Source organism: Planomonospora sp. ID67723, assembly GCF_015711605.1.
Taxonomy (GTDB): Bacteria; Actinomycetota; Actinomycetes; order Streptosporangiales; family Streptosporangiaceae; genus Planomonospora_A.
On sequence record NZ_JABTEZ010000002.1, the window covers coordinates 1,377,395 to 1,389,402 of the forward strand.

9 protein-coding genes are annotated in these 12,008 nt (G+C 72.6%); all 9 read left to right on the top strand.

Features of this window, described 5'->3' with window-relative positions; genetic code table 11:
* The first annotated feature begins 23 nt into the window (after nt 1-23).
* Nucleotides 24-2,231, top strand: coding sequence for a methylmalonyl-CoA mutase (gene scpA / locus HS041_RS18790; protein WP_196441949.1), 2,208 nt, complete (start codon nt 24-26; stop codon nt 2,229-2,231).
* Between the two features lie 49 nt (nt 2,232-2,280).
* The gene (meaB, locus tag HS041_RS18795) at nt 2,281-3,252 is read left to right on the top strand and encodes a methylmalonyl Co-A mutase-associated GTPase MeaB (RefSeq protein WP_196441950.1); all 972 of its coding nucleotides are present in this window, start codon (nt 2,281-2,283) and stop codon (nt 3,250-3,252) included.
* Between the two features lie 416 nt (nt 3,253-3,668).
* Entirely contained in the window at nt 3,669-5,063 is a 1,395-nt protein-coding gene (locus HS041_RS18800; RefSeq protein ID WP_196441951.1) for a cytochrome P450, read from the top strand.
* Complete coding sequence (locus HS041_RS18805; protein ID WP_307845361.1) at nt 5,060-5,944, top strand: terpene synthase family protein; 885 nt, start codon at nt 5,060-5,062, stop codon at nt 5,942-5,944. Before HS041_RS18800 ends, HS041_RS18805 begins: the two co-directional genes overlap by 4 nt.
* Nucleotides 5,945-5,997: 53 nt before the next feature.
* On the top strand, nt 5,998-7,659 hold the full coding sequence (locus tag HS041_RS18810; protein WP_307845362.1) for a prenyltransferase/squalene oxidase repeat-containing protein: 1,662 nt from the start codon (nt 5,998-6,000) through the stop codon (nt 7,657-7,659).
* 213 nt (nt 7,660-7,872) lie between these two features.
* Nucleotides 7,873-10,464 carry a sensor histidine kinase gene (locus HS041_RS18815; RefSeq protein ID WP_196441953.1) on the top strand — a complete coding sequence of 864 codons (2,592 nt, stop codon included), beginning with the start codon at nt 7,873-7,875 and terminating at the stop codon, nt 10,462-10,464.
* Between the two features lie 91 nt (nt 10,465-10,555).
* Nucleotides 10,556-10,987 (top strand): roadblock/LC7 domain-containing protein, encoded by a 432-nt coding sequence (locus HS041_RS18820; protein ID WP_196441954.1) that lies wholly within the window; start codon nt 10,556-10,558, stop codon nt 10,985-10,987.
* Entirely contained in the window at nt 10,984-11,370 is a 387-nt protein-coding gene (locus HS041_RS18825; RefSeq protein WP_196441955.1) for a DUF742 domain-containing protein, read from the top strand. Before HS041_RS18820 ends, HS041_RS18825 begins: the two co-directional genes overlap by 4 nt.
* Nucleotides 11,351-11,980: a GTP-binding protein gene (locus HS041_RS18830; protein WP_196441956.1), complete on the top strand. Its 630-nt coding sequence runs from the start codon at nt 11,351-11,353 to the stop codon at nt 11,978-11,980. The genes HS041_RS18825 and HS041_RS18830 overlap by 20 nt, the downstream gene beginning before the upstream one ends.
* The last annotated feature ends 28 nt before the right edge of the window (nt 11,981-12,008 follow it).

Sequence of the window (12,008 nt, forward strand, 5' to 3'; positions counted from 1 at the left end):
GACGGGACCATGGAGGTGACCCGATGATTCCGGATTTTTCAGGGATTGAGCTGGAGGGGCGGGCGCCCGCCGTACCGGGCGGCCCGGCCCGGTGGGCGCGGGCCGCGCGGGAGCGGACCGGCCGCGGCGTGGACGGACTGGTGTGGCAGACGCCCGAGGGGATCGGGGTCAAGCCGCTCTACACGGCCGCCGACCTGGAAGGGCTGGACTTCCTGGAGACCTACCCGGGCGCGGTGCCGTACCTGCGCGGGCCGTACCCGACGATGTACGTCAACCAGCCCTGGACCATCCGCCAGTACGCCGGCTTCTCCACCGCGGAGGAGTCCAACGCCTTCTACCGGCGCAACCTGGCCGCCGGGCAGAAGGGCCTGTCGGTCGCCTTCGACCTGGCCACCCACCGCGGCTACGACTCCGATCACCCGCGCGTGGCCGGCGACGTCGGCATGGCGGGTGTGGCGATCGACTCGATCTACGACATGCGGCAGCTGTTCGACGGGATCCCCCTCGACCGGATGAGCGTGTCGATGACCATGAACGGCGCGGTGCTGCCGGTGCTCGCGCTCTACATCGTGGCCGCCGAGGAGCAGGGGGTGGCGCCCGAGCAGCTCGCCGGGACCATCCAGAACGACATCCTCAAGGAGTTCATGGTCCGCAACACCTACATCTACCCGCCGGGGCCGTCGATGCGGATCATCTCCGACATCTTCGCCTTCACCAGCGAGCGGATGCCGAAGTTCAACTCGATCTCGATCTCCGGCTACCACATCCAGGAGGCCGGGGCCACCTGCGACCTGGAGCTGGCCTACACCCTCGCCGACGGCGTGGAGTACCTGCGGGCGGGTGTGGAGACCGGACTGGACGTCGACCGGTTCGCGCCGCGGCTGTCGTTCTTCTGGTGCATCGGCATGAACTTCTTCATGGAGGTCGCCAAGCTGCGGGCCGCCCGGCTGCTGTGGGCGAGGCTGGTGGCGGGCTTCGGCGCGAAGGACCCCAAGTCGCTGTCCCTGCGCACCCACTCGCAGACCTCCGGCTGGTCGCTGACGGCGCAGGACGTGTTCAACAACGTCGTGCGCACCTGCGTCGAGGCGATGGCCGCCACCCAGGGGCACACCCAGTCGCTGCACACCAACGCCCTCGACGAGGCCCTGGCCCTGCCCGGCGACTTCTCCGCGCGGATCGCCCGCAACACCCAGCTGCTGCTCCAGCAGGAGTCGGGCACCTGCCGGGTGATCGACCCGTGGGGCGGCTCCTACTACGTGGAGCGGCTCACCCACGAACTGGCGGAGCGGGCCTGGGGGCACATCCAGGAGGTCGAGGCCGCCGGAGGCATGGCGAAGGCCATCGACGCCGGGCTGCCCAAGCTCCGCATCGAGGAGGCCGCGGCCCGCACCCAGGCGCGCATCGACTCCGGCCGCCAGCCGGTCATCGGCGTCAACAAGTACCGCCCCGACGCCGACGAGCCGATCGAGGTGCTCAAGGTCGACAACACCGCCGTGCGGGCCAGCCAGCTCGACAAGCTCCGCCGTCTGCGTGACGAGCGCGACCCGCGGGCCGTGGAGGACGCGCTCACCGCGCTGACGCGGGGAGCGGACGCGGCGGTGAACGGCGCCCGCGAGCCCGGCCTGGAGCAGAACCTGCTCAAGCTGGCGGTGGACGCGGCCCGCGCGAAGGCCACGGTCGGGGAGATCTCCGACGCCCTGGAGAAGGTCTTCGGCCGGCACGCCGGGCAGATCCGCACGATCTCCGGGGTCTACCGCGAGGAGGCGGGGTCGGGCGTGGACGAGGTCCGTACGGCGTGCGCCGCGTTCGAGAAGGCCGAAGGCCGCCGCCCGCGCATCCTGGTCGCCAAGATGGGCCAGGACGGCCACGACCGGGGCCAGAAGGTGATCGCCACCGCCTTCGCCGACCTCGGCTTCGACGTCGACGTCGGCCCGCTGTTCCAGACGCCCGAGGAGGTCGCCCGCCAGGCGGTCGAGGCCGACGTGCACGTGGTCGGCGTCTCCTCGCTGGCGGCCGGCCACCTCACCCTGGTCCCCGCGCTGAAGCGGGCCCTGGCCGAGCTGGACGCCGACGACATCATGATCGTCGTCGGCGGCGTCATCCCGCCGGGCGACGTCGCGGAGCTGCACGCGGCCGGGGCCTCCGCCGTCTTCCCGCCGGGCACCGTGATCGCGGAGGCCGCCCTCGGTCTGCTGGAGGACCTGTCGGCCCGGCTCGGTCACGCCTCGTGAGGCCGGGCCTTCCGGGGCCGCCGGCCGTGCGCCGCGAAGGCCGTGCGCCGTGAGAGCCCTTGAGGAGTACGTCCGGGGGGTGCGGTCCGGGTCGAGACGATGGATCGGCCGGGCCGTCACCCTCGTGGAGTCCACCAGGGCCGACCACCGGGAGCTGGCGCAGCGGCTGCTCGTCGAGCTGACCCCGCTGGCCGGCGACGCCCGCAGGGTGGGAGTCTCCGGCGTGCCCGGCGTCGGCAAGTCCACGTTCATCGACGCGCTCGGTACCCACCTGACCGGGCTGGGACACCGGGTGGCGGTGCTGGCCGTCGACCCGTCGTCCACCCGGACGGGCGGCAGCGTGCTGGGCGACAAGACGCGGATGACCCGGCTGTCCGCGGACGGCAACGCCTTCATCCGGCCCTCGCCCACCTCGGGGACCCTGGGCGGCGTCGCCAGGGCGACCCGCGAGGCCATGGTCGTCGTCGAGGCGGCCGGCTACGACGTCGTGCTGGTGGAGACCGTGGGCGTCGGCCAGTCGGAGACCGCCGTCGCCGGCATGGTGGACACCTTCCTGCTGCTCGCGCTGGCCAGGACCGGCGACCAGCTCCAGGGCATCAAGAAGGGCGTGCTGGAGCTGGCCGACGTGATCGCGGTCAACAAGGCCGACGGCCCGCACGAGCTGGACGCCCGCCGGGCCGCCCGGGAACTGGCGGGGGCGCTGCGGCTGCTCCGCTCCGAGCGGGCGGTGCCGGTCCTGACGTGCAGCGGGCGCGAGGGCACCGGGCTGGAGGAGCTGTGGCGGCAGGTCGCCGCGCACCGGGACGGCCTGGAGGCCTCCGGTGAGCTGACCGCCAAGAGGCGGCGTCAGCAGGCGGACTGGACCTGGACACTGGTCACCGACCGCCTGCTGCGACGGCTGCGCGAGCATCCGGGCGTGGCGGCCGTCGCCGCGGAGGTGGAGCGCGAGGTGCTCGACGGCACGCTGACCCCGGCCCTGGCCGCCGACCGCATCCTCGCGGCCTTCACGGAAGAAGGCTGAGGCCCCGGCGAGAGCCGCGGGACGGGCGGAGGCGGGCGTCCGCCGACCGGCGGGCAGTCAGGCATGAGCGTCGGAACAGATCTGTTGACTCCACACTAACGATGGCATTTGTCCGAAGTTGGACGCCATTCTGAGTTGATGCGAACTTGATCACTGATAGTAGATCATGTGATACTTCGCCCAGAGAATTACACATGTGATGTGACGCGCTTTCGGTGAGAGGTGTCCGGCAGGGCGCCCGGCGAGGCCCGAGGGCGTCCCGGAGAACTGCCGGCCGAGCAGTCTTGTTCGGCGCCCCCGAGGAAGAGGGGCGAGGGGCATCCCGGCTCTGGACGTGCTGAACCGCCCGCGCGACCGCGCGGGCGGTGTCTCACGCTGCGCGCGGTCACGTCGTGCGAGGTGGGAGACGCATGGTGATGTCGATCGGCACAGACACCGGGGCAGCCCGGCGGGCGCGATCCGTTCCGATCCGCCGGGCGCTGCGGAGGCTGATGGACGATCCGGCGAACGCGCTCCTCGAGTTCGCGGAGGAGGCCGGCGGGGAGGTCGTCCGGCTGGAGCTGGGGCCCTTCCGCCCCTACCTGGTGACCCACCCCGACCACGTCCAGCAGGTGATGCGCCTGGAGTGGACGAACTACCAGCGGGTGGGGATGTTCTGGCGGCCCCTGGAGCGGTTGTTCGGCCACAGCATCATGGGCGACGGCGAACCCTGGCGTACCAGCCGCGACATCCTGCAGCCCCTGTTCACCACGCGCTACATCGCCACGATCGCCGACGAGGTGGCGGCCCGCGTCGAGGCCCGCGTCGAGGAGTGGGACGAGCACGCCCGGAACGGGCGGGAGATCGACGCCACCGCGGAGATGTCGGGGATCCTCACCTACATCGTCAACCGGGTGCTGTTCGGCGACAAGCTGAGCCGGGAGGACGGCGAGCGCATCGTCCCCGCCTTCGACCTGGTCTCCCACTCGCTCGTCTACCGGTTCCTCATGCCGTTCATGCCCTATTTCATCCGGGTGCCGCGCGACCGGGCCTGCCTGAGGGGCGTCAAGCAGATCGACGACGTGGTGTTCCCGATCGTCGAGAAGGCCATGGCCAACCCCGATGACGGGCTCGACGTCATCTCCGTGCTCTGCCGCTCCACGAACCCCGACGGCGGGAGACTCTCCGCCAAGCAGATCCGCGACGCCCTGGTCAGCGTGTACGCCGCGTCCTCGGAGACCACCGCGATGATCCTCACCTGGCTCTGGCTGCTGATGGAGGAGCACCCGGACGTCGCGGCCCGGCTCCAGGCGGAGATCGACGAGGTGGTGGGGGATGGGCCGGCTCGGCCCGAGCACGTACCGCGGCTCTCCTACACCCGGATGGTCCTGCTGGAGGCCCTGCGCCTGTACCCGTCGGGCTGGCTGCTGCCCCGGCAGGTCATGGAGGACGCCGAGATCGGCGGCGTGCGCGTCAAAGCCGGCTCGACGGTGCTGATCACCCCCTACGCCACGCAGCGGCTGTCGGAGTTCTGGGAGCGCCCGAACGAGTTCGATCCCGAGCGGTTCGCGTCCGACAAGGCGGCGAACGGGGAGCGGAGGCACAGGTACTCCTACTTCCCCTTCGGCGGAGGCCCGCACAAGTGCCTGGGCGAGCACCTGTTCTACGTCGAGGGGCCGCTCGTGGTCGCCGCCATTCTCAGCCGGTACCGTCTCTCGGTGCGCACCCCGGGGCCGTTCACCATCGCGTGGGCGGCCTCCCTGAGGCCCAAGGGAAGGATCACCCTGGGCGTCTCCTTCGCCGGGCGCGACCGGAACGCGGTGGCCCTGTGACGGTACGGCCCGGCACCGGCCCCTGGCCGGCGGCGATGGAGAGCGGGGCGGTCTGCGCGGGGGCCGGGCGGGCCCAGCGGGACATGCGCGAGTGGGCGCAGAGCTATCCGGAGCTCTTCTCCGCCAAACCGTTCGACGCGGCGCTGTACAGCACGCTCTCGCTCGCCATGGCGTTCAGCGGGCCGTGGTTCACCGCCGAGCAGCTGCGGATGGCGAACAAGACCACCCTCTGGGCGTTCGGCCTGGACTGGCTCGTCGACTACGTCGCCACCTCGCAGACTGAGGTGGCGGACATCGCCCGGCGGTGCCGGGACGTAGCGGAGGGCGCCCCGCCGGTCCCCGGCGACGACCTCACCCGGATGCTCGCCGACATCCGCGACGAGCTCGCGGCCGCTCCCTCCTTTCCCGGCCTCGGGCCGGTCTGGCGTGAGGAGCTGGGGCTCATGCTGGACGGGATGCTCGAGGAGTGGCGCTGGAAGAGCGGCAAGACCGTGCCGACGTTCGAGGAGTATCTCGGCAACGCCGACAACCTCGGCTTCTCCTTCGTGTTCGCCGCCCACTGGATCCATGTCACCGGCGAGGGCGCGGTAGCGGATGTCGAGCGGCTGCGTGAGGCGAGCCGGGCGGTGCAGCGGGTCATCCGCCTCCTCAACGACCTGGGCACCTATGAGCGCGACGTCGCCTGGGGCGACCTCAACGCCCTGATGCTCGGCACCGGCCGCGCCGGGGTCGAGCGGCGGATCGCCGAGCTCGCGGCCCGGAGCCGGGAACTGCTGGCCCCGCTGCGGGCCGCCCACCCGGAGCTGGCCGGCTACATGGAGCGGCAGATGGACTTCTGCGCCGGGTTCTATCAGGTGGGCGACTACTGGGGGGCCCTGTGATGGCGGGCGCTGTGAGATTGGGCCCTGCGAGGCCGGAAGGGGCGGTGGTGGCCGTGGCCGCCCGACCGGGCGGCGGCACCGCCCCGGAGCCGGATGTCGCCGCCGAGGCGCGGGAGCTGGTCGCCGGGTTGTCCGCCGCGCCCTGGGGGCAGGTGTCCGCCTCGCCGTACGAGACCGGCCGGGTGGTGAGCCTGGCCCCGTGGCTGGCCGGGCACGCCGCGCGGGTCGACTTCCTGATCGCCGCACAGCGGGTGGACGGGGTCTGGGGGCCGCCCGGCGGGTACGCTCTCGTGCCCACGCTGAGCGCGGTCGAGGCGCTCCTGGCCGAGCTCCGGCGCGAGGCTCCCTGTGCCGATCGCGGGCTGCTGGCCAAGGTCGCCGCCCGTGGGCTGGAGGCCGTGCGGAGTCGGCCGGTCACCGCGGCTGCCCTGCCGGACATGCCGGCGATCGAGCTCATCGTGCCGTCCCTGCTCTCCCGGATCGGCATGCATCTCGACCTGGGGGTGCCGGAGCTGGACGGCGTCCTGCCCGGCGCGGTCGGGCCGGAGCCGCCCTCCGGCATGGACGGCGCGAAGCTGGCGGCTGTCCGGGCGTGGCTGGCCTCCGGCGCGGAGGTCCCGCAGAAGCTGGTGCACGCCCTGGAGGTCGCGGGTGAGGCGGCGGCGGCCTCCGGCGTCGTCCCCACGCCGATGCGCGGCGGGATGGCGGCCCTCGGCGCCTCGCCCGCCGCGAGCGCCGCCTGGCTGGCCGCGCGGAGCGGGCCCGGAGACGACGCCGGACAGGAGGCGGGGCCGGAGGCGCTCTCCGCGGACGGCGCGCCGTCCGGCCCGGGCCGGTACGCCGGGCAGGAGGCGGCCGTCCGGCGGTACCTGGAGGCGGTCGCGGCCGTCTCCGGCGGGCCGATGCCGTGCACCCTGCCCATCACCGTGTTCGAGCGCGGCTGGACGCTGAGCTGGCTGCGGCGCGCGGGCGTCCCCGTGGACGTGCCGCCGGAGCTGGTCGCGAGCCTGCGGGACGGGCTCGGCCCGGACGGGCTCGCCACGGGGCCGGGTCTGCCCGCCGATGCCGACACCACCTCCGTCGCGCTGTACGCGCTGGCGCTGCTCGGCGAGGCGCGCGAGCCGGAGGGGCTGTGGTCCTTCGAGACGGAGACCCACTTCTGCACCTGGCGCGGGGAGGAGGGGATGTCGCTGACCACCAACGCGCATGTGCTGGACGCCTTCGGCGCGTACGTGCGTCGGTGCGGCGGCGGGCCCCGCCACGCGGCCGTCGTGGCCAGGCTGGCGGCCTGGCTCCGCGGCAACCAGAAGGGGAACGGGAGCTGGTCGGACCGCTGGCACGTCTCGCCGTACTACGCCACCGCCTGCTGCGCGATCGCGCTGCGCGAGTTCGGCGGAGAGGAGTCGGCGGACGCGGTGGCCGGGGCCGTGGACTGGGTGCTCGGCACCCAGCTCCCGGACGGGTCGTGGGGCCGCTGGGAGGGCACCGCGGAGGAGACCGCCTACGCGATGCAGACCCTCCTGCTGGCCGGCGCCCCGCGGCAGGGACGGTGGCGCGAGGCCGTGGAGCGCGGATACCGCAGCCTGCTGGATCTGCGGGCCCGTGAGGCACCGCCGCTCTGGGTCGACAAGGACCTGTACCTGCCGGTGACGATCGTCCGGGCGGCCGTTCTGGGCGCGCTTCATATGGCGCGGCGGGCATTGTCCGTCAGATGACTGTACTGAGAAGTCCGTCTTAAATTCATAAATGGGACAGAAGTGTTCATGTAACCGGTTCAGCTTGAGGGTGTTTACTGACATTGCTAGGGTTCGGCGAGTGTGATCGGGATGTCCCGTCGGCTCGTGCGATACGGCGACTTTTCGGCGCTTGTGCGTCGGCTGTCATGACGCGTGTTACCTATTTCTTTCTGCTTTCCCGGGGTGGATGCCATGCGCTTGCGCAACGCGCGCTTGCGGACCAAAGTCACGGCGTTGCTGGTCTCGCTCACCGCACTCTGGGCGTTCACGGCGTGGGTCACCGTCCGTGACGGTCTGAACATGCTCGGCGTGGCAACCCTCAACACCAGCGTCGCCGAGCCGGCCGAGCGGCTCATCGTCGAATTGCAGGCCGAGCGGCGGCTCACCGCGGTCACACTCGGCGTACCCGGTGCGGAGCAGCAACGGCGCGAGGCGCTGACCGCCCAGCGCGCGCGCACCGACGAGGCCGGCGCGAACTTCCGCGAGCTCGCCGGCGGCGGCAGCGTGGAACTGATGGGAAGCGCGGCCCTCGAGCGCCGCATCGGCGAGATCCGGCGGCTCCTGGACGGCCTGCCCGCCGCCCGCAAGGCGATCGACGCCGGCCGGGCGGACCGGGCGCGGGCCACCACCACGTTCACCGACATCGTCGACGCCATCTTCCGCTCCTACGACTCGATGGCCACGCTGGACGACGAGGAACTCGCCAAGGACACCCGGACGCTCATCGCGATGAACCGGGCCCGCGACCTGCTGGCCCAGGAGGACGCCCTGGTGATGGGCGCCCTGACGGCGGGCCGGTTCACCGACGACGAGCGCATCCAGCTCACCCAGCTCCTGGGCGCGCGACGCTTCCTCACCGACCAGGCGGTGGCCGAGCTGCCCGACGCCGACCAGAGGGCATACCAGCGGCTGGCGGAGGGCGAGCAGTTCACCCGCCTGCGCTCCATGGAGAACCTGCTGACCGGGACCAGGAACGCGGTGTCGGCCGGGCTGGTGGACGCCGGGAGGTGGAGCGCCGACTCGCAGCCCGTGCAGGCCAGGTTCGCCGAGATCGTGCTCACGGCCGGCAGCGGGGTCGTGGAGCGCGCGACCCCGGTCGCCACCGGTGTCATCGTCCGGCTCGTGCTGGCCGGCGGACTGGGCCTCATCGCCGTCATCGCGTCGGTCGTGCTGGCCATCACCACGGCCCGTGCTCTCGTCCAGCAGCTGGAGAAGCTGCGGACCGCGGCCTGGGAACTGGCGGACAAGCGGCTGCCCGGCGTGGTGGACCGGATCGGCCACGGCGAGGACGTGGACGTCGCCTCCGAGGCGCCCCCGCTGGAGTTCGGCGACGACCAGATCGGCCAGGTCGGCAGGGCGTTCAACGCCGTCCAGCAGACCGCGATCAAGGTCGCGGCCGAACAGGCCCAGCTCCGGCGTGACATCGCCGACATCCTGCGCAACCTCGCCCGCCGCACCCAGGGCCTCGTCCACCGCCAGCTGAGCGTGCTGGACGCCATGGAACGCCGGGAGCAGGACCCGCAGGAACTGCGCGACCTGTTCCGCCTGGACCACCTGGCGACCCGCATGCGGCGCTATGCCGAGAACCTCCTCGTCCTGTCCGGCGCGGCGCCCGGCCGCGCCTGGCGGGAGTCGGTGCCGATGCTCGACGTGGTCCGCGGGGCGCTGGCCGAGATCGAGGACTACACCCGGGTGGACGTGCTTCCCATGGGGGAGGTGTCGCTGGACGGCCGGGCCGTCGGCGACGTGATCCACCTCATCGCCGAGCTGGTCGAGAACGCGGCGTCCTTCTCCCCGCCCTACACGACGGTGAAGGTCGGCGGCCACGTCGTGGCCCACGGCTACGCGGTGGAGATCGAGGACCGCGGCCTGGGCATGAGCCCGGAGGACATCGCCTCGACCAACGAGCGCATCGCCAACCCGCCCGAGCTCAAACTCTCCGGCAACGCCCGCCTGGGACTGTACGTGGTCAGCCGGCTGGCCGAGCGGCACGAGATCCGGGTGGCGTTCAAGGCCTCGCCGTACGGTGGCACGACCGTCGTCGTCCTGATCCCGCAACACCTGATCAGCGACCGCGACGGGGCCTCCCCGGACGGCGGCGTCAGCGTGCAGGGGCCCGTTCAGGCCGGCGCGGCGGCGGGCGGGGGAGCCCAGCGGAGCGTCCCCCAGGCCCGTACGGCGCCCGCCGGTCCCGCCGGGCCCCATGGCGCCGCCGTGGCGTCCGCCCGGCAGTGGGACCCGCTGGCGGGCGGCCCGGGAGTCCCGGGCCACACCGCCTCCGGTGGCCGTGCTTCCGCCGCCCGCGTTCCCGGCGCCCACCGGGCGGACGCCTCCGGCCCGGGGGTTCCGGTGGCGGCGGGGTCCCCTGCGTCCCCTGCTCCTGTGCCCCCCGCTCCCGCGCCCCCGGCTTCCGCGCTCTCCGCACCCGTGTTCTCCGACCCGGCGGTGGCCGGACCCCCCGCTCCCGCGTCCCCCACTCCCGTGGAGGCCCCCGTGCCCGCCGACCCCTCGTCGACGTCCTCGCCCTCCCTCATGCCTCCCCCCGACACCAGCCACACCCCCAAGGGCCTGCCCCGCCGCGTCCCCCAGACCCACCTGGCCGCGCCGCTGCGGGAGGAGGAGCCGGCCGCGGAGCCACCGCCCGCGGACGACGACGGCGAGCGCTCGCCGGAGGAGATCCGCGCGGCCTTCTCCTCCTTCCAGGCCGGCACGCGCCGCGGCCGGTCGGACGCCGCACAGCTGCTGGGCGGCGAGTCCCCCGAGGCCGGGCGGCCGCCCATGTGACCGCCCAGCGATGATCTCGATTCGCGCATGAATACTCCGTGCCGACGAGCCGCCGGAGCCCGAACGGCGGCCGGCAGAAAGAGGACAACGAGTGGTGCAGGGAACAGGGTCCGTCACCGACCTGGCCTGGTTGCTGGACGACCTGGTCGCACGCGTGGCGGAGACCGAGCACGGGATCGTCTTCTCCAGCGACGGTCTGCTCATGGCGGCCTCGGCGGGTCTCGATCCGGCCGACGCCGAGCACCTGGCCGCGGTGGGCTCTGCGATCCAGAGCCTGGGCCGGGGGGTCAGCGACCGGGTCAAGGGCGGAGTGGTGCGCCAGACCATCATCGAGATGCGCTCGGCGTACCTCGTCGTCTCCACCGCGGGACAGGGCGCCTGCCTGGCGGTGCTCTGCACGAACGAGGCCGACGTCGGCCTCGTGGCCTACGAGATGGCCATGCTCGTCACCAGGGTCGGGCAGTACCTCACCTCGCCCGCCCGGGTGGCGGGCTCGACCGACGGGGGCGATGCTCCGCGATGAACCCTCGCGACGAGCATCACGACGCCCAGTGGATCGGGGAGGAGGCCGGGCCGATCGTCCGGCCGTACGTCCTCACCCGAGGCAGGACAGAGCCCACCCGCGGCCGGTTCGACCTCATCACCCTGGCGGTGACGGTGCGCTCCCCCTCCCCGGGGGAGCCCGGCATCACCCCGGAGTGCCACGCCATCGTGCGCCTGTGCCAGCAGCCGCAGTCGGTGGCGGAGATCGCGGCGCACATCAACCTCCCGGCGGGCACCGTCCGCGTCCTGCTCAGCGATCTGCTCGACCACGGGCTCATCACCCTGCAAGAACCACATTCGGAGACGGACATGCACGACGAGAGGCTGTACAGGGCGGTGCTGGATGGACTCCGTGCGCTCTAGCCGCGACGCCGGGCGGGCGGTGCTGCCCAAGGCGATCAAGATCCTGGTCGCGGGCGGTTTCGGGGCCGGGAAGACCACCCTGGTCGGTGCGGTCTCCGAGATCGAGCCGCTGCGCACCGAGGAGACGCTGACCGACCGGGGCATCGGGATCGACGACCTGTCGGGGGTGGAGAGCAAGGCCACCACGACCGTCGCGATGGACTTCGGCCGCATCACCATCGGGGACGCCTACCGGCTCTACCTGTTCGGCACGCCGGGGCAGGAGCGCTTCTGGTTCCTCTGGGACGAGCTGGCGCTGGGGGCGCTGGGCGCGGTCGTGCTGGCCGACACCCGCCGGCTGGCCGACTGCTTCCCCGCCCTGGACTACTTCGAGCGGCGGCAGACGCCCTTCGTGGTGGCGGTGAACTGCTTCGACGGCGCTCCCCGGTACGACCTGGACGAGGTGCGGCTCGGGCTGACCATCCCCGAGGAGGTCCCGATCGTGCTCTGCGACGCGCGCAGGCGGGAGTCCGGCAAGGAGATCCTCATCACCCTGGTGGAGCACGCGATGAAGGTGCGGCTCGGCCGCTCCCCGTCCGCCGCGCCGGGACCTCTGGAGCCCATCCAGTAGGCGCGTTCACCCACCCGAGTGGCAGTGA